At 60.2% G+C, this 19,140-nt stretch carries 14 protein-coding genes; 6 read left to right on the top strand and 8 right to left on the bottom strand.

The window, feature by feature from the left end:
• Positions 1 to 1,044: 1,044 nt before the first annotated feature.
• Entirely contained in the window at positions 1,045 to 2,241 is a 1,197-nt protein-coding gene (locus BLU24_RS17230) for a GAF domain-containing sensor histidine kinase (RefSeq protein WP_093102043.1), read from the top strand.
• Positions 2,242 to 2,884: 643 nt separating this feature from the next.
• Here BLU24_RS17230 and BLU24_RS17235 read toward each other — a convergent pair.
• The 8 genes from BLU24_RS17235 to gspG form a co-directional block, all read right to left on the bottom strand.
• Entirely contained in the window at positions 2,885 to 3,997 is a 1,113-nt protein-coding gene (locus BLU24_RS17235; RefSeq protein ID WP_090282984.1) for a substrate-binding domain-containing protein, read from the bottom strand.
• Positions 3,998 to 4,495: 498 nt separating this feature from the next.
• Positions 4,496 to 5,704, bottom strand: a complete 1,209-nt coding sequence (gene gspF, locus BLU24_RS17240; protein WP_093102045.1) for a type II secretion system inner membrane protein GspF — start codon at positions 5,702 to 5,704, stop codon at positions 4,496 to 4,498.
• Positions 5,704 to 7,110 (bottom strand): type II secretion system ATPase GspE, encoded by a 1,407-nt coding sequence (gspE, locus tag BLU24_RS17245; RefSeq protein WP_093102047.1) that lies wholly within the window; start codon positions 7,108 to 7,110, stop codon positions 5,704 to 5,706. The genes gspF and gspE overlap by 1 nt, the downstream gene beginning before the upstream one ends.
• A complete protein-coding gene (gene gspD, locus BLU24_RS17250) occupies positions 7,107 to 9,488 on the bottom strand; it encodes a type II secretion system secretin GspD (RefSeq protein ID WP_093102049.1) in 2,382 nt (793 codons plus the stop codon). Before gspD ends, gspE begins: the two co-directional genes overlap by 4 nt.
• On the bottom strand, positions 9,485 to 10,027 hold the full coding sequence (gspM, locus tag BLU24_RS17255; protein WP_093102051.1) for a type II secretion system protein GspM: 543 nt from the start codon (positions 10,025 to 10,027) through the stop codon (positions 9,485 to 9,487). Before gspM ends, gspD begins: the two co-directional genes overlap by 4 nt.
• The gene (gspL, locus tag BLU24_RS17260) at positions 10,020 to 11,195 is read right to left on the bottom strand and encodes a type II secretion system protein GspL (protein ID WP_093102053.1); all 1,176 of its coding nucleotides are present in this window, start codon (positions 11,193 to 11,195) and stop codon (positions 10,020 to 10,022) included. The genes gspM and gspL overlap by 8 nt, the downstream gene beginning before the upstream one ends.
• Complete coding sequence (gene gspK / locus BLU24_RS17265; RefSeq protein ID WP_093102056.1) at positions 11,192 to 12,151, bottom strand: type II secretion system minor pseudopilin GspK; 960 nt, start codon at positions 12,149 to 12,151, stop codon at positions 11,192 to 11,194. The genes gspL and gspK overlap by 4 nt, the downstream gene beginning before the upstream one ends.
• 8 nt (positions 12,152 to 12,159) lie before the next feature.
• Complete coding sequence (gene gspG / locus BLU24_RS17270) at positions 12,160 to 12,618, bottom strand: type II secretion system major pseudopilin GspG (RefSeq protein WP_093102059.1); 459 nt, start codon at positions 12,616 to 12,618, stop codon at positions 12,160 to 12,162.
• A 147-nt stretch (positions 12,619 to 12,765) separates the two neighbouring features.
• Here gspG and gspI point away from each other — a divergent pair, with 147 nt between their 5' ends.
• The 5 genes from gspI to BLU24_RS17295 all read left to right on the top strand — a co-directional run bounded on the left by gspI (position 12,766) and on the right by BLU24_RS17295 (position 18,892).
• Positions 12,766 to 13,152 (top strand): type II secretion system minor pseudopilin GspI, encoded by a 387-nt coding sequence (gspI, locus tag BLU24_RS17275; protein ID WP_093102062.1) that lies wholly within the window; start codon positions 12,766 to 12,768, stop codon positions 13,150 to 13,152.
• 214 nt (positions 13,153 to 13,366) lie between these two features.
• On the top strand, positions 13,367 to 14,494 hold the full coding sequence (locus BLU24_RS17280; RefSeq protein ID WP_231990166.1) for a hypothetical protein: 1,128 nt from the start codon (positions 13,367 to 13,369) through the stop codon (positions 14,492 to 14,494).
• 3 nt (positions 14,495 to 14,497) lie between these two features.
• Complete coding sequence (locus BLU24_RS17285; protein WP_093102065.1) at positions 14,498 to 15,067, top strand: LemA family protein; 570 nt, start codon at positions 14,498 to 14,500, stop codon at positions 15,065 to 15,067.
• A gap of 501 nt (positions 15,068 to 15,568) precedes the next feature.
• Positions 15,569 to 17,089: a DUF1254 domain-containing protein gene (locus tag BLU24_RS17290; RefSeq protein ID WP_093106790.1), complete on the top strand. Its 1,521-nt coding sequence runs from the start codon at positions 15,569 to 15,571 to the stop codon at positions 17,087 to 17,089.
• Positions 17,090 to 17,425: 336 nt separating this feature from the next.
• Positions 17,426 to 18,892, top strand: a complete 1,467-nt coding sequence (locus BLU24_RS17295) for a DUF1254 domain-containing protein (protein WP_093102068.1) — start codon at positions 17,426 to 17,428, stop codon at positions 18,890 to 18,892.
• The last annotated feature ends 248 nt before the right edge of the window (positions 18,893 to 19,140 follow it).

A 19,140-nucleotide genomic window follows, 5' to 3' on the forward strand; every position in this document is an offset into this window, starting at 1 on the left:
TGACTGAAAGAAAGCCATCGCCAGCAGGCTGGCTCCCACAGTTTGATCACCGGCGACGTTGAAGACTGAGGCTTGAAATCAGCCTGAAAATCAAAAGCCCCTCACCCTAGCCCTCTCCCGGAGGGAGAGGGGACTGACCGGGGTGATTGGAAGGCATACGCCGACATGCAATATCGAGTTGAACTCAGACTTTGAAATGCCCACAAATCGGCTCCCTCTCCCTTGGGAGAGGGCTGGGCGGGCGGCGTTCCGATGACGGGCGAATACACCACAAATCCAAAGCCAACCACCCGCTTCTAAACCACTCAACAATGAGCGTTAGCTCGAGTGCTTTTGATCTTGATCACCGGCGACGTTGGAAGCTGAGGCTTGAAATCAGCCTGAAAATCAAAAGCCCCTCACCCTAGCCCTCTCCCGGAGGGAGAGGGGACTGACCGGGGTGGATGCGAAAGCTACGCCGACGTGAAATACCGAGTCGCACACAGGTCTGGAACAGCCCACAAATCGGCTCCCTCTCCTGAGGGAGAGGGCTGGGGTGAGGGGCGAATCCACCACCAATCCCAAGCCAACCACCCGCTTCTAACCACTCAACAATGAGCGTTAGCTCGAGTGCTTTTGATCTTGACTCACCGGCGACGTCGGAAGGCTGAGTGGAGGGATTGATCCGGGGGTGGGAGCGCAGCGACCGTCTGGCGCAGCCAGACACAGCGGAAGTAGGTGCAGCGAAGCAAACCGTAGCCGCTGCGCCCGGATCGATCCCGCAGCGAAGGAACCCGAGCCTGCGAGGGCCGAACGCAGGAGCAAGCGTTTTTTTGCTTACTTTTTTTAGGCGTTTGTAAAAAAAGTGAGTCGCCGTAAGGGCGAAACCATAAGCCGCCGTTACCGCAGCAACGGATATGCCCCCACATCCGCTCATATGAAAAAATTCGTTACCCGTAGGGCGCCCCGGAACCGTCCGCAGCGCCCTGTTTTCGCTACCGACTATTAGTCATCAACCGCAATCCGCGATAGTCTCCCAGCGAATTCCTCAAGAAGCACCGCACCATGACCAACCCGGCATTTGCCCCCGACATCGAAGCCATCAACCGCATTGACGCGGTGCCGGTGATCCTGAGCATGGTCAAACACCTCACCGGCATGCGCTTCGCCGCGGTGGCGCGCGTGACCGAGCGCAACTGGGTAGCCTGCGCCGTAGACGACTCGATCGATTTCGGCCTGTTGCCCGGCGGCGAACTGGTGCTCGAATCGACCATTTGCCATGAAATCCGCCAACACCAGCAACCGGTGATCTTCGGCCACGCCAGTGCGCACCCGATCTTCTCCGTGCACCACACGCCGAAGACCTACGGGCTGGAAAGCTACATTTCGATCCCGATCATCCAGGCCAACGGCGACTTCTTCGGCACCCTCTGTGCGATCGACTCGGTGCCAGCAAACCTCGACGAACCGGCCATCGCCAAGACGCTCACGCTGTTCGCGCAACTGATTGCCATGAGCCTCGATACCCAGAATCGTCTGGAAGCGACCACCGCCGAACTGAGCAACGCCAACGAACTCGGGCGCCTGCGCGAGCAATTCATCGCCGTGCTGGGCCACGACCTGCGCACCCCGCTGAGCGCCGTGCGCATGAGCGCCGACCTGCTGCACAGCAGAACCGAGGACAAGCGCTCGCTGAACCTGATCGCGGCGATTCGCAACAGCTCAGTGCGCATGGGCGTACTGATCGAAAACATCCTCGACTTCGCTCGCGGTCGCCTGGGCAGTGGTATCCCGGTCCAGCGCAAGTTCGTGCACGACCTGGAGCAAGTCCTGCAACTAAGCGTTGCCGAAGCGCAGGCGGCTTATCCCCAGGCAACGTTTGTTCATGATCTGGATTTACCGTCGGGAGTCTACTGCGACGCCCTGCGCATCAGCCAATTGCTCTCCAACCTGCTGAGCAACGCCGCCACCCATGGCTTGAACAGCGCGCCGATTGTGCTCAAGGCCCTTGCCGAAAACGACGAGATCGTCATCACCCTGACCAACCACGGCACCCCGATTCCGGCGCAACTGTTGCCACGCCTGTTCGAACCGTTCACCCGCGCCGAAGCCGAGCAAAGCCGCGAAGGTCTGGGCCTGGGCCTGTACATCGCCGCGCAGATAGCGACCGCGCACAACGGCACGCTGCACGTGACGTCAGACGCCGAATCGGGAACCTGCTTCACGACAAAATTCCCGGCCCGCCTCGCCCCCTCACCCTAGCCCTCTCCCGGAGGGAGAGGGAACTGACTGGGGTGGATGTGAGAGCTACACCGACCTGCGATACCGTGACGTACGCAAACTCCGAAGCCAACTAAAATCGGCCCCCTCTCCCTCGGGAGAGGGCTGGGCGGGCGTCGTTCCGATGAGGGCATCCACACCACAAATCCAAAGCCGACCACCCGCTTCTAACCACTCAACAATGAGCGTTAGCTCGAGTGCACTTGATCTTGATCTTGCCTAACCAGCGACATCGGAAGGCTGAGTGGAGGGATCGATCCGGGCGTGGGAGCGTAGCGACCGTCTGGCGCAGCCAGACACAGCGGAAGTAGGTGCAGCGAAGCAAACCGTAGCCGCTGCGCCCGGATCGATTCCGCAGCGAAGGGACCCGAGCCTGCGAGGGCCGAACGTAGGAGCAAGCCTTTTCGGTTACCTTTTTGGCGTTTGAAAAAGGTGACCCGCCGTCAGGGCGGAACCCTAAGCCGCCGTTACCGCAGCAACGGATATGTACCCCAAACCAAAAAAAACCAGCGCCTGAAAGAAAGCCATCGCCAGCAGGCTGGCTCCCACAGTTGGACCAGGTACATCAAAAGCCAAAAAAAAGCGGCGACCCAAAGGCCGCCGCTCTTCCCACAGCTTTCAGATCTTACAAAGGACGACCAATCGCGTTGCAAACGCTAGCGTTGTTGATGTCCAGGTTGTTGCCCGACGAGTTGGTGATGAAGTTGGCAGTCACAGCGGTTTTCCAGGCGCTAGGCACGGCGACAAACTTGTGCGCCTGAACCGCAGCGTTGTTGCCCGGAACACTGTAGTGAGTGGTGAGGAACGCTTTCACATCCGCGGCCACGGCTGCATCCTTGTAGCACTGGCCGAAGATGAAGTTGGTGTAGGCAGCCAGTTTGTAACCCGAAGCCGGGTTAGCCACTACTGGCGACCAGTTGGCCGGGTTTGCAGCCTGAGCGGCAGTCGAAGGCGCAGCGACCGACGACAACGCCAGAGTCACGTTCACCGACGTCGGCTGTACACCGTTGACGCGAGCAACAACAGCATTGCTGGTAGCGTCGACACCGTCCGGACCGACATAACCGAGCGAACCGTCAACTGCGTTCACGGTAGTGGCGACTTCGGCAGTGCTGGCAACGCCTACCCAGTTCGAAGGCAGCGTCGAACCGGCTGGCAGACGAGCGTTGGTGAACGTCGAGTTGGTGGCGAACTGCGTCGGGCAGACCGAGTTCAAGTGGCGGCTGAGGATTTCGGTGGTGCCGCTGGAAACGTTGCGATAAACGATGCGGATCGGCGTGGTGTCGGCAGTGCCCAGCAGAGCGCCCCAGGTGGTTTTGGCGCCGGAGAAGGCATCGCACAACTGGGCGCTGGTCAGGTTCAGCGCAGTCTGGCCGGCCTTTTTGTAAGGGATGGCAACCGAAGTGGCCACCGATGGCAACTGGATCAGCGGGCCGTAAGCGCTGCGGAAGTTGGTGTTGTAGGTGCTGATTTCCGAAGCGCTGAGGATCGAGTCGCTACCGGCGAAGTGCACGGTGCCGGTGGTGTTGAAGCCAGCCGGGTTGTTGGTCAGGAAAGCGGTCTTGCCACCGCCGCTGCCGATGGCTGCGTAGCTGAAGTTGGCCGGCAGGATGCTGTCGGCAGAACCTTTGTACAGAGCGGCAGGCAGAGTAGCACCACCACCGGTGACGGCCATGGCTTGTGCGGAAGCCAGAGCGGCGACGGTCAGGGATGCGGCGATCAGAGTGCGCTTGAACATGAAGAATCTCCTTTTCAACTCGGTTGAGAACACAGGTTTTCGGATGACTTGCATGACGCTTTTATGAGGACTCACCGGGCCCTCGCTGGCTGGCCTGGGTTAAGTCGCACTGAGAAATTCGCAGTTTCCGGTGACAGATAAAGGAAAAAACCTCGGGAGCTGAACGCTGTTTTCAGAGGGGTTTTCTCGGGTGTTTGCAGGGTTTGGCGCAGTGTCTGGCTCGCGGTTTTGGCGCAATCGGGCTGGAGCCGTTGGCGGGTGGTTGCAGATGACAGAAAGGAGAACCCGAGGACGGGGAAAGCGAGGGTCGGGTGATGGAGAATCTTTTGCAAAAACTTTGAATTGTTCATTGGCCTGACTGGCCTCATCGCTGGCAAGCCAGCTCCCACAGGGTTTTGTGTTGTGTCGCAGTTCGCATTGTCAACCTGGCTCCTTGTGGGAGCTGGCTTGCCAGCGATGAGGCCGGCCCCGGCCACCCTCAATACTTCAGACTCACCGCTACTGGACTAGCTGATTGATCTCAATGATCGGCAACAACACCGCCATCACAATTACCAGCACCACCCCACCCATCACCACAATCATCAGCGGCTCCAGCAGTGCGGTCATGCCCATCGCCCGGCGCTCGATGTCGCGCGACAAGGTCTGCGCCGCGCGCTCGAGCATGGGCGGCAACGAGCCGGTTTTTTCGCCGCTGGCGATCAGGTGAATCAGCACCGGCGGAAACACATTTTCGACGCGCAACGCCGCCGCCAGATTCGCGCCCTCGCGCACTTTCGCGGTCGCCTCGCTGACGCTCAGACTCAAGCGATCATTGGACAACGTCTGCCGCGCCGCCTCCAGCGCGCGCAACAACGGCACCCCGGCGCCGCCGAGAATCGCCAGGGTCGAGGCGAACCGCGCGGTGTTCAGGCCCAAGATAAAACGCCCGAACAGTGGGAACTTCAGCACCCGATGATGCCAGCGCAACCGCGCTGCCGGGTTGCGCAAATACAATCGCCAACACCAGAACGCCCCGGCGATGATCGCCGCACACAACCAGCCCCAGGCACGAATGAAATCACTCGCAGTGAGCATCGCCAAGGTCAGCCCCGGCAGATCCTGGCGCGCTTGGGAAAACGCGCTGACCACCTGCGGCACCACGTAACTGAGCAGGAAAATCACAATGCCGATCGACACCAGCCCGACCACACCCGGATAGATGAACGCGGTGAGAATCTTGCCGCGCAGGTTGTTGCGCTCCTCGATGTAGTCGGCGAGGCGTTCCATGACCTGCGCCAGATCCCCGGACTCTTCCCCCGCGGCAATCAGCGCCCGATAGATCTCGGGGAAATCGCGCGGTCGCGCCGCCAGCGATTCCGCCAGGCGCATGCCGCTGCGCACATCGGCGCGCACCGCACTGAGGGTGTGGGCGATGTGCTTTTTTTCCGCCTGCTCGACCGTGGCACTCAGCGCCGCTTCCAGTGGCAGACTCGCGCCGAGCAGGCTCGCCAGTTGCCGCGTGGCCCAGGCCAGATCGTTGTCCGACAGCCTGGCACTGAACAATCCGCCGCCGTGCTGGGCAACATTGCTCTCTTTGTGCACCGACAGCGCGGTCAAACCACGCCCGCGCAAGGCACTGAACGCGGCGCCCTGACTGTCCGCCTCCAGATGCCCGGACTCGATCTTGCCGCTGGCATCGGCGGCCTCAAAACGATAGCGATTCATCAGGCGTCCCGGGTTACACGCAGGATTTCTTCCGGCGCGGTGGCGCCGCTGCGGATCCAGCGCTCACCGTCCTCACGCAAACTGAACATCCCGGCTTTGGCGGCGGAAGCGCGCAAGGCCTGCTCCCCTGCCCCTTGGTGAATCAGTGTGCGGATGTCGTCGTCGATACAGAACAACTCGTGAATGCCGGTGCGGCCGCTGTAACCGGTCTGATTGCACGCGGCGCAGCCGACCGGGCGCCAGGTGCCGGGCGCGGCCGGGTCTTCCTGTTTGCACTGGTTGCACAGGCGTCGCACCAGTCGCTGCGCGAGCACGCCAAGCATCGACGAGGCCAGCAGGAACGGCTCGACACCCATGTCGATCAAGCGGTTGACCGCCGACACCGCGTCGTTGGTGTGCAGCGTCGCCAGCACCAGGTGACCGGTCAGCGAGGCCTGCACGGCGATTTGTGCGGTTTCCAGATCGCGGATCTCGCCGATCATGATGATGTCCGGGTCCTGGCGCAGAATCGCCCGCAGCGCCAGGGCGAAGGTCATGTCGATCTTGGCGTTGACCTGAATCTGGCTGATCCCGGGCAAGTCATATTCGACCGGGTCTTCGACGGTCAGAATGTTGCTGGTGCTGGCGTCCAGTCGTGCCAGTGCCGCGTAGAGGCTGGTGGTCTTGCCGCTGCCGGTCGGCCCGGTGACCAGCACGATGCCGTGGGGCTGGCGGATCAGATGATCGAGCTTGGCCAGCACCTGCGCGTCCATGCCGAGGGTTTCCAGTTGCAGGCGCCCGGCCTGTTTGTCGAGCAAGCGCATCACCACCCGTTCGCCATGGCCGGTCGGCACCGTCGACACACGAATATCGATCGGCCGCCCGGCCACGCGCAAGGCGATTCGGCCGTCCTGCGGCAGGCGTTTTTCGGCAATGTCGAGCTGGGCCATGATCTTGATCCGCGACACCAGTGCGCCGTGCAGCGCCTTGCGCGGCGAGACCACATCGCGCAGGGTGCCGTCGACGCGGTAGCGCACCACCGAATGGGTTTCGAACGGCTCGATGTGAATGTCGCTGGCCTCATCGCGCGCTGCCTGGGTCAGCAAGGCGTTGATCATGCGGATCACCGGCGCGCCGTCCTGGGTGTCGAGCAGGTCGGTGATTTCCGGCATGTCCTGCATCAGGCGGTCGAGGTCGACTTCGTTTTCCGCAGCACCGACCACGGCCGCAGCGCTGCCGGTGTCGGAATACGCGGCGGCGAGCAAGCCGTCGAGTTCGTCATCGCGCACCCGCTCCAGCCGCGCCACGCCAAACTGGCGCCGCGCTTCGCTGATCGACCAGCCCGGCGTCGACGGGCACACGGTCAGCACGTCATCACGCAGCAGAATCCGCTGCGCCTTGGCCCAGGCGTACGGCAAGCGACTCACAGGCGCGGGCCTCCCGGAATTGGCACTGCCTTGATGGTCGCACGCGGGCCGGAAGTCGGCACCACCGCCGGCACACCTTGCGCCGCCGAAGGCAACTGCGGTGCCTGCATGTCCGGCATCGCCCAGCTGCGCTCCGGTTGCAGACCGCCCTGCGCGCGGCGCATGAAGTCGTAGCGGTTGAGGGTGATGCTGCGCCCCGCTTCGCTGTCGCGAATGATGTACGGGCGAAGGAACACCATCAGGTTGGTCTTGGTGATCGCTCGGCGCTCGTTGCGAAACAGCGCGCCAATCCCCGGAATCGTCGACAGCCACGGCACCGCGTCGTTGCTCTGGCTGTAGCCGTCCTGCAGCAGTCCGCCGAGGACCATGATCTGCCCGTCATCGAGCAGAATGCTGGTGTCGATCGCGCGTTTGTTGGTGACGATGCCGGCCGCGTTCGCGCTGGCGGAAGCGCGTTCGTCGATGCTGCTGACTTCCTGATAGATGTCGAGCTTGACCGTACCGCCCTCGGAAATCTGCGGGCGCACGTTGAGCTTGAGGCCGACCTCTTCGCGGGTCACGGTCTGGAACGGGTTGTTGCTGGTGCCACCGCCGCCGGTGACGTAACTGCCGCTGACAAAGGGGATGGTCTGGCCGACGAAAATGCTCGCCGCTTCGTTGTCCAGTGTCAGCAGGTTCGGCGTCGACAGCACGTTGGTGCCACCCTTGCTCTTCAGCGCGCGGGCCAGCACTTTCAGGTCGAGAATCTTGCCGATACCGGGAATGTCGACGGTGCCGTTGACGTAGCCAAGGTTCAGGCCCTGCGGCAGCACATCAAGGCTGGTCTTGCCGCTGAGGTTGATTCCCGAACCACCGAGATTGGCGCCGCCGATCACGCCTTTGCCGCCGAGATCGCCGGTCTGCCATTGCACGCCGAATTCGCTGGCATCGTCCTCGCCGACTTCGACGATCAAACTTTCGATCACCACTTGCGCGCGACGCTGGTCGAGCAAATCGATCACCTCGCGCAGGTTGCGGTACAGCGGCTCCGGCGCGGAAATCAGCAAGGTGTTGGTGGTGGCGTCGGCCTGGATGGTCACGCCGCCGGCGGTGAACGCCACGTTCTGCTCGCCGCTCTGCGCCCCGCCGCTACTGCTGCTGGCGCTGCTGCCCTGAGCGTAACTGCCGCCGCTGCTGCCGCTGTTGGTCGTCGTCGAATTGCCGCTGGTGGGTGTGCCGCTCTGACCAGCCTGCCCAGCGTTGCCGCCGGTGCTGCTGCCCATGCTGCTGAGCACCGAGCGCGCACTGTCGCCGCTGCCGCTGTCGCTCTCACCGGTGAGCAGGCCACGCAGGGCTTGCGCCAGTTTCGCCGCTTGCGCGTTGCGCAGGTACACCACGTGCAGGTTGCTCGGATTGCTCTGCGCGTTGTCGAGCTTGTAGATCAGGTTGCGCGCCAGCTCGGTGCGCTCGGGGCTGCCGGCGCGAATGATGATGCTGTTGGAACGCGGATCACCGATCACGGCGATTTTCTGCGTCGGATCGTTGCCCGGTGCGTCAAGCAGATCAGCGACCATCGGCGCGATGTCGGCGGCGATACCGTTCTGGATCTGCACCACGTCGGTGTCGATCGCGCTTGGCGAATCGATGCTGGTGATCAACTGTGCGACGCGAGTGAGGTTTTCGGCGTAGTCAGTGATGACGATGGTGTTGTTGCCGGGATAGGCGTTGATCGGGTTGTTCGGCGAGACGATCGGCCGCAGCACCGGAATCAGGTTCACCGCGTTTTCGTATTGCAGGCGAAAGGTGCGGGTGAGCATGCCATTGCCGGCCGGTTTATCGGCGCTGTAGATCGGCCCGCCGAGCAATTTCGCATCGGCCTCCGGCACCACCTGGGCGACGCCGCCGACATCGACCACGCTGAAACCCTGCATGCGCAATGCCGCCAGCAGCATGTCGTAAGCCTGCCGCGCCGGCACCTGCCCTTCCGAAACCAGCGTCAGCGTGCCCTTGACCCGTGGATCGACAAGAAACTGCTGGCCGGTCGAACGCGACAATGCGCGCACCACCGCTGGAATATCGGCGTCGACAAAATTCAATGTCACCGGTTGATCACCCAACGGATTGCTCGGCAACGTGCTGCCCGTTGACGCGGCACCGGCACGTGCGCTTTTGCTGATGTTGTGCAATTGCTTGGGTGCCGGTCGCGCCTGCGCCTGCGCGCGTTCGCGATCGAGCACCGCGTCGCCGCTGCGCTGGGTACTCGCCAGCGGTCGGCCCAATTCACTGTCGACCAGCAGCGGCGGCTGATTTTGCGGCGCTCCGGTGTTGCTGCACGCACTCAACGCCATCAGCAACAACGGCAATGCCAGTTGTGCCGGTTTGGATCCTGACCCCTTCATGAAGCTTCCTTAGCGCCCAGCGCCTGATCCATGCGAACGGTGCCTGACAACGTGCCGGCAGTGACTTCGGTCGAGGGGTTGTCTGCGCGTTGCAAACGGGCCTCGACCACTTGCAGAGAAAGTTGCGACGGCGTGCTCAGCAGCCAGTCGAGTACGGCGTCGGCTGGCGCGCCGTCGAAGGTCAGTTGCCAGGCGCCGGCCTCACCGGGTTGCAGTTGATAGTGCCCGGCCAGGCTGCTGGCCTGCAGGGTTTGCTCCAGCGCCTGGGCCACGCTTTGCCCGTCCGGGCGCACGCTGACTTCGCGCAGCAGCACCTCGAGCGCTTCGGTTTGTGCGCGCAATTTCGGCGTTTCGGCCTGCCAGTAGGTGATTTTTTTCAGCGGCGGCTGGATCAGCGCAACCCACAGCAGCAGGCCGAGCAGCGCCACGGCCATGCCGCCAACCATGCGTTTCTCGCGCGGCGCCAACGGCTGCCAGCGCGCCTGCACCTGAGCGCTGAAGCGCTGCCATTTGGCGCGGTAAGGCGCGAGCTTATTCATCTTCATTTGCTCCGCTGCTGTCGTCGCTGTCGCTTGCGGTGGCTTCGCCGGACGGGCGCAAAATCCAGCCCTCCTCATCGGCGGTGACGCTGATGCCGGCCTGCGCCAACGTGCTTTGCCAATCCTGATTGTTCCCGCTACGCCGGGCCTCGCTGAGCAACGCCAGTTGCAACGTGCCGTCGGCAAAGGTCAGGCGCTCGACCGTGCCGGCCATGAACGGCATGCCGCTGCCGGCCTGCAACACCAGGCGATTGAAGGTTTGCGCCGGATCATCTGTCGCGCCCTTCTGCCGCTCGGCCAATTGCTGCCGCGCCTGTTGCAGCGGGTTGAGGATCACCGGCAACTGCGGGAAGGCCTGTTTGACCCGCTGGCTCATCTGCGCCTTGAGCTGCTGGCCCTGGCTGGCTTCGCGCGCGGCGTACAGATTCAGGCCAACAACCCACACCGCGACAGCCAGTGCCAACAAACCGATTGCCCGGCCCCAACCGCGATGCTCGGGGGTTTGCGACACCGCGCCGTGCAAGCCCCAACCCGGCAACGGTCCGGTCCAGCGCTGGGCATCGGCCATTGGCAACTCGGCAGACGCCGGCGCCTGATCGCCAATCCAGTGCAGCGTGGTGCCCGGCTTCCACATCGCCGTGTCGACGTCCTCGTCGAACAAGGGCTGCACCTGCGCCGCCTGCACGCTGTCGCGCAGCAGCAGATGCCCGTCCTGCACGCAGGCGACGGTGCCCGGCAATACCGGCAAGCTGTACGCCGCAGGGTAAAGCCCTCGCAAATTCAGGCCCGCGTGTTTCAATAATTGCGCCAGTTGCTGCAACGGCTGACGCGGTGCCCAGGCGATCTGCACCCGCCCGGCCTCGTCGCGAGGCCCGTGGGCAACGTGCATCTCGCTGAGGTCGCCGAGCACCAAGGCCTGCGCCGCGCACTGCACCGCCGCTGCGGTTTTAGTGGCCGGCAGCGGCGGCAGGTCGATACTCGCCAACAGGCTGTCCGCCGGGTGCAGAAAACACAGCAGCGGCGGCAGTTTCGGCACTTGGCTCAACTGCCTCAAGCTCATGGATTGTTCACGACTGACCTGACCGGCACGGTCCAGCCACGCAACGCGGAACTCGCTGTCGAGGTCAAGATCCGCCAATGGCGGCAGCGCCACTCTGATCTGACTCATGCACCCACCCGCGACCAGATCACTTGCGGCAAACGGTCCTGACTGCGATGAAGCAACGCCTCAAGCCTGACCCGTCGCTGATCGCGCCGCGCTTCGCCGCGCAGACGAAACCAGTCACTGGTGATGCCGACCCGCACAGTGGTCAGCTCCAGCTCAGGCATGCGCAAGCGGTTGACGAAATCGCCCCGGTTGATGAACCAGCGCCCGGCATCGCGCTCATTGATCAGCGCCTGCGCGCGCTCCAGCGACAACCCCGGCACATACGCCGCCAACACCGGCGCGGTGGCGGTGTTGCCGTTGAGCCAGGTCGTCGCCGGAATCACCGTCAGGTACGCCGCGAGTTTGCCGATCAGCGCGTCATTCACGCCGTCGACACTGCGCAAATCCTCAAGGCTGCGCAGCATCGGCAGTGTAGGGTTTTGTGGTTTGCGTGAAGCATTGGGCGAGGTCAAGCGACCGCTGTCGAAGGTGTTTTTCGCAGTTTCGGCGATCTGCACGTTGAGCAGTCGCGGATAAGAGCCGATCACCCGCTGAATGATCCGCTGGCTCAGCCCGGCATTGACACCGAGCAACCCGCACAGGCGCTCGAACGCTTGCACCTGCTCATCATCCACGCGTTCGTTGGCCACCAGGTTGCGCAGGTTGAACTTGCCCTGCTCATCCTCCAGCTGCCCCTCAAAACCCTGTGCATTCAAGCGTTGCGCCCACGGCTGATCGAGCCGGGTCAACGGGTCACGCTGGCGTGCGTCCCACAGCAACTGACGACTGATCTCCAGCCCGCCCTGCGCCAGCCAGCGCCCTTGAATGCGCTGCTGATCGGCCTCCAGCGCACGAGTCGACAGACTCTGGCGCGTCAACATGCCCGCCGCGATCACCGCCACCACGGCAGCAATCAACAACGCGCTGATGATCGCCATGCCTCCCTGCTTCGCCCCCTTGGGCGAACGGCGATTCATGGTCGGCCTTACAACTGCCAGGAACCGATATCGGCATTCACGCCGTCGCCGTCCGGCTGACCGTCGGCACCGAGGGAAAAGATGTCGATCTCGCCATTGGCGCCGGGGTTGAGGTACTGATAAGGCCGGCCCCACGGATCGTTCGGCAAGCGCTCCAGGTATGAGCGCCAATTGTTGTTCTTCGCATCTGCCGGCCGCTCGACCAGCACTTTCAAGCCCTGATTCATGCTGGGGTACGTGCCGTGGTCGAGGCGATACAGCTTCAACGCCTGCATCAACCCGCCAATATCCTGCTTCGCCGCCGTCGCCCGCGCCTGATCCGGCCTATCGAGCACCTTGGGCACCACCATCGCCGCGAGAATGCCCAGAATGACCACCACCACCATGATCTCGATCAGGGTAAAACCCTGCTGACCACGCGGCGTGCGCAGCGGTTGTTTGCGCGAAGTGAAAGGTGCGATATCCATCTCGACAATCCCTGGCTTGGTTCGATTCGACGCGCAGTGTTGCAAGAAGATATGTCAGGGATGTTGAAAATCCTCGGGAGTTTTCGTCGTCAAGCCGTCAAGCACGCGGGTTAGCGTCGAGGGCTGTTTTTTGCTTTTGGGGCTTTTATGCCTGCGCCTTCTCGAGAAAGCGGATTCACCCTGATTGAAGTGCTGGTAGCGCTGGCGATCATCGCCGTGGCGATGTCCGCGGCCGTGCGTGTGGCGGGGTTGATGACGCAGAGCAACGGGCTGCTGCGGGATCGGTCGATTGCGCTGGTGGCGGCGCAGAGCCGCATGGCGGAGTTGCGAATGGAGGGGCGCTTGCCGACGGGCATGAAAGCGGTTGAGTGTGATCAAGGGCGGTTGTTGTTGCGCTGCGAGCAGGTGATCGCGACCGCAGAATACGGACGGCTCCTCAAGGTCGGGATTCAGGTGTTTGACCGCAGTCAGGATGCACCGCCGTTGGCCAGGCTGGAGACATTGGTGTCACGGACGGACAGCCCCTCACCCTAGCCCTCTCCCCCAGGAGAGGGGACTGATTCGGGGGTATTCGAGGGTTGCGGCGGCCTGGCGATCGATTCAACGCCAACTCTCCGAGGCGTTCAACGCATCAGAATGATATCGTCTACTCCTTTTACCGTTTCTGACAGATCATGAATAGAGCCCGATTCTCAATCCGTGCCGTTGCTTGTGCGCCCTATCCTTATGCCTTTATGAGCCTTTTATCTTGCCTTCGTTGATCGATGTCTACAGGCCTAAAACATCGCACAACGCGAGGTTGAATAAGTTGCTGGCCGTGAGCGAGGCCAGTATTGAAAGAGCCGACTCCAACACTGACTTGTTGGAAGTAATCCACGGGTTCGCCTCACACAAAGGCCCGCTCGAATACGATCGCACACTCGCATGGCGGTTTTTCGGGACTGGCCTGTTATTGATTGCGAGTGCTGTGGGCCTTTACTGGATTGGACACGTCTATAGCGTCGCGCTGTTCTTCTACCGGCTGGAAATTGATCCCGACTCGTTCGGCACAGGCACTGGTTTGCTTGGCATCGTATTGGTCGTTTGGAGTCTGGCATGGATGAAGTCCAAATCCGATCGGTTGCCTGCGCTCAGTAAAAGAATTGCTCGACTGTCATCCTACTTCCACAACGGACTGACTTTCCTGAAAGAGGACTCGGCCACGACCCTCAAGAAGCTGGACGCGGAATTTGGTGATTACCGCCGGGGCGACCACAGTCGGGCGCTGCTGAAGTCGATACAGGGTGTATTTAACGGCACGTTGCGCAATCTTTCTTACACGTACCGCCAACTGCACTATGTCAATCGACGAGAGGTAGAGACAACGGTTACCGACGAAAAGGGCAATACCAAAACAGAGACTCGAGTGGTGCACGACCACTACGACCGGTACAGCCTGGTCATCGATTTTCCATGGGTCACCGGGATATCGGTCAGATCTGATTACCAGACACAGAACGACTATTCGCACCCCATGGACACGGCTTCCCCGGATTTCAATAAAGCGTTCCATTTGAGCGGTCGCAGCGAGATGCTCTGTGCGAAATTCATCAAGCCCTCGACGGTGCTCCACTTGCTGAAGCTGTTCGACATCCTCGAACGCCCGAACCTGGAGTTCTCTGACAGCGGACAGCTGTGCCTCAGCTTTGAGAACAACGACCTGTTCGCGTACGGTGCTCAGCATTTGCTGTCTTCACCCAACTATTTTCACGCAGAGATTTCTGCGGGCATCGAACTGCCGCGCCTGATGTCAGTGCTCCAGTGGAGTCATGAACTCAGTGAACTGCACGATGACAACTTCAGCGCCCTTCCCCATACAAACCGCCAAGAGAAGTAAGCCATGGACATTGCACTCATCCTCGCCGCTGTTATCGCTATCGTCGTAATCGGCGTGGGCCTGAGCATCTACAACGGTATTATCGGGGGGTACAACCGCGTTCAACGTGCCTGGTCAGACGTCCTTGTTTACGAGCGCCAGAAGACCAAGGTGCTCGATCAACTGCAAACGGTGCTGGCAGACTTTATGGTCTATGAGGCCAGCCTTCTGGAAAAAATCACCGGCCTGCGCAACGCGATAAACGCCCTTCCTGCTGGCGCGAACGGCAATGCCCTCGCGACCGTTGAGACCGCCTCGCGGGAACTGATGGGTGGCTTGCGCATCGCTTTCGAGGCCTACCCTGACCTGAAAGCATCCGAAGCCGCGAATAACATGATGCGTGAAATTGCCGAGCAACAAGAAAACGTCGGTGCCGCCATCACCATTTACAACCGCAACGTCGAACTGTTCAACAACTCCATCGAAATGTTCCCGGGCTCGGTCGTCAATGGCCTGTTCAACAAGAAAGCGCGCGTAACACCGTTTTCCGATACCGAAGCTTCGCAAGGCTTCTCGTACACCCCGAATATCTGACTTGCGACATCCTTTGGTAGCCAGCCTGCTGGCGATAGCGAGCGCGCGGTTGGCGGCTTCGTGGTGTTTTTTGGAATTGGTCGATTCGTAGAGGAACGTGGGGCGGGATTCGAGCAGGTTTGGTCTGGTGAAGCTCCACTGAAATCGCCACTTGATTCTGTGCAGTTATAGACGCTCGCCACCAAGAGCTGTTTATCACCTATAGGCGGCCGTTACGAGCGGCTGCTTTCGGCCAAAAGCGGACATCCAACACTCTGCAGCCAGCACCGGATCATCTACCCTTTCTTCAGTCCATTACGCCTCAAAGGACGGGAATCAACGGCATCCCGTGTCACATGCTGGATTATTCAGGTGGACTGGCAGCCTGCTCGACTTGGTGAGTCCACCTATAGAGTTGCGCCACTCTTGGCTGTGGACTTTACTCAGACGTCACCTGTCGCGATTTCGCTGAGCGAATCACGCGGCCAGTCTCTTTCGAGGAGTAAAACACGGATGTATGCAATGAGATCACTTTCTGCGCTAGCCACTGTCATTGCCTTGGCCACAGTTTCGACAACGTCTTTTGCCCAAACCGACCATTATCAGGATTTGGTCAATCTACCGACGGAGAATAACCGCCCCACTGCCTCAACTACGAAAACCCTGCTGGACGAGCTGACTTTCCAGCGGGCGATGCAGACCTATCTCTGGGCCATGCCGCTACTGAACACTGCGGGCATGCGCGATGGCGCGGCTCAGGCCTTTGGCACTGGTTATAACGTCATGCCGATCTGGGCCAAGCGTCTGGATGCCAAGACCAAGATCACCACCCCTAACTCCGACCTGATCTACGGGATGGTATTCGAGAACCTAGCCAAGACCGGCCCTTTGGTGTTTGAGGCCCCGGCCAAGTTACAGGGCATCCTGTTGGACTTCTGGCAAAGGCCGATGCCGGTGGATGGACTCGACTATGCAGGCGACGTTGGACTTCCAGGGCCGGACAAAGGCGCCGGCGGCAAATTCCTGATCCTGCCACCGGGCTACAACAAAGAAGTGCCTAAAGGCTATTACGTATACCGCTCCAGCACCAATAACGTGTTTATCTTCCTGCGCTCGTTCTACACCGACCCAGCCGATACCAGCCCCGCTGTCGCGCTATTAAAGCAATCACGGATTTATCCACTGGGCCAGAAAGAGAGTGCCAAGCCCATGCAGTTTCCGGATGGTTCAGGTCGTGACCTGAATATGCTCCCGCGCAGCGACTTTAGTGCTTTCGAACAACTCAAGCAGATCGTAGACGATGAGGGCTTGAATCTGGCCAGCCCGGACTGGCTGGGTATGCTTGCTGGTATCGGGATTGCCGCCAACCAGCCGTTTGCCCCTGAAGCACGAAGCCGAGAATTGCTCGATGCAGCCGCCAAAACGGGTTACAAGACCAGCCGGGCCATCGGTTTCCAGCCTGGCGTTGGTAAGGCTGACTTCCATGTCTACAAGGATCGAAAATGGTTGAACCCGGTTAATAACCTCACATCCCGCTGGCCTGACTCACCGCTCGATCTGACCTTCCAGGCCAAACAGGGGGATTACCGGCATCTGGATGTACGCACATGGTTTTTCACTGACTACTACTCCATCAGCCCTGGCATGGTCTCAATGACCCCCGGCAAGGGCGCGTTCTATATGATCGCCTTCGAGGATGCAGACGGCCATCAGCTCTCCGGCGATCAGAGTTACAAGGTGAACTTGCCAGCGAACATTCCCGCCGAGCTTTTCTGGTCAGTAACGCTTTATGAAGCGGAGAATGCTTCGGGCCTGGCCAACGGCCAACCCTTCCCATCCCTAGGTAAACTGGACAAGCCAGTACAGAACCCGGATGGCAGTACCGATTTGTACATTGGCCCTAAAGCGCCGCCGGGGCATGAGAAAAATTGGCTGGCCACTGCGCCGGGCCGGGGCTTCTTCAGCATCCTGCGACTCTATGCGCCAGCCAAACCGGCCATCGATGGCAGTTGGAAACCCGGAGATCTAGAAAAATTTAAGTAGCCCCTTGAGAAGCTGCCCCTTGGTCTGGATGACAGCGGCGCAGCTTCACTTCAAGACCAATCCTTTATCCATTACCCAAGTTGCATGGAGCTGTCAGCCTTGGCGGAAAACGGCCTATAGCTGCAGCTCATAACCGACCGCTTTCACACCAAACTAGCGTCCAAAGTAAACACTCATCAAACCTCTTTCTTGCGGTATGAAACCTGCCATCTAGACTCCTACGCGTTGCTTGAGAAGGCGGGCGAATGCCGGCTATTCGCCAAACAAAAATTTCGCGTCTGCTGATGTATTCGACTAGGTGTCGCGGCAATTTCAAACTATGCAAGGAAGTCGACGATGACCCATGCTTCAAAAGCACTTACATCAGCCATGGCAGTTCTGGCGTTCTGTGCTCCCACGATTCACGCCGAGGATCAAACTCAGGCCAGTCCTGCGAGCCTTACGCAGCCCACCAGCGATGTGAACATGCACCCCGAGTATGCCAAGACCATCGCGCGTACGGCCTACGTCTGGGGATGGCCTATGGTGAACATGCTCAACCGTAGCCAGACCATCACCAAGGCGCCTAAACCCGGTCTACTGGGAGGCATTCTGCCGGTAGCACCCTTCGGTTACGTCTCGATGTTGCATGATTACATTGTACCGTCGGAGACTTTCGTCACATGCCCGAATCAGGATGTGGCTTATGGCCTAGGCTTTTTCTCTTTGGACGAGCAACCTGTTATCGCCCAAGTGCCCGATTTCGGTGAACGCTTCTGGGTCTATGCCCTGTATGACCAGCGTACCGATCAGTTCGGCGAAGTCGGTAAGCCGTACAACACCAAACCAGGTTTCTATCTCTTGGTCGGGCCCAATTGGAAGGGTGAGAAACCTGAAGGCGTCGAAGGCATTGTTCGCAGTCCCACGGCGTTGGCCAACGTCATACCACGCGTGTTTATGGACAGCACGCCGGAAGACCGCGAGGCCATTCAGGAGAAACTCAACCAGGTTGTCTTTTATCCGCTCAGTGATTTCGACGGAAAAATGAAAACCGTTGACTGGAAAAAATCACCCACCATCCCTAACCCGAATGCTGCCTCTGCCAGTGCCGGCGAAACCAAATGGGTGGTTCCCGAAAAGTTCTTTGATGAGTTCCCGCAAATACTGAAGATGGTTCCGCCGCTACCGGGCGAAGAAGCGCTCTACGCACAGTTCCGGCAGTTGATGGATGCCGCCGCCAAGGATCCTGCGATCAAGCAGGCAATCGTGGAGGTGGCCACGCAAACCGAGCAGGAGGTGATCAAGCCGTTCTTCCAGTGGAAGCACAATGGTCGTCCCGCAGGCAATGGCTGGAACCGCTCAGCCAACAATGCCCAATGGGGCGTGGATTATTACAATCGTACCGGCACGGCCAAGTCGAACATGTTCGACAACCGGCCCACCGAAACTCAGTATTTTTACAGTGATCTTGATGGCGCCGGTGCGCAGCTCGTTGGTAGCCATAGTTACGAAGTCACCTTCGCCAAAGGGCAAGAGCCACCGGTGCAGGGCTTCTGGTCACTGACGCTCTATAACCAACATCACCTGTTCAGCGACAACCCGCTCAAACGTTACTCTCTGGGCACCAAAAACAAGGATCTGAAGCGTAATGCCGATGGTTCGCTAACGCTGTACATCAGTCCGACTTCGCCAGGCAAAGACAAGGAAACCAACTGGTTGCCTTCGCCGAAAGAGAACATCTCTTTGTACATCCGTGCGTATTGGGGCGAGCAGGCCATCCTCGATGGCAGCTGGAAGCCGCCGGTCATCAAGAAAGTTAAATGATGCTCGCTCGCTGGCGACTGTCGGCTAGTCGCCCAGCGAGCGTTAAGCAGATTTGAATGAATGTTTTTAGGTCGAATTCTGCGGTTGCGAACGGCATCTGATGCCCGTTAATGGGTCAATCTCTGCCTTTCGTGACGGGCAGAAATTGCCCCTTAGTTGCCCTTCGGAAATGGCCGATTGCAGTCAATCACGAAAGACCGTTTTCGGCCGATTCTTTTGAAAAAGTCGGCCATGGTTGCCACGGCAGA

It is taken from the genome of Pseudomonas sp. Z003-0.4C(8344-21) (genome assembly GCF_900104975.1).
GTDB classification, from domain to species: Bacteria; Pseudomonadota; Gammaproteobacteria; order Pseudomonadales; family Pseudomonadaceae; genus Aquipseudomonas; species Aquipseudomonas granadensis.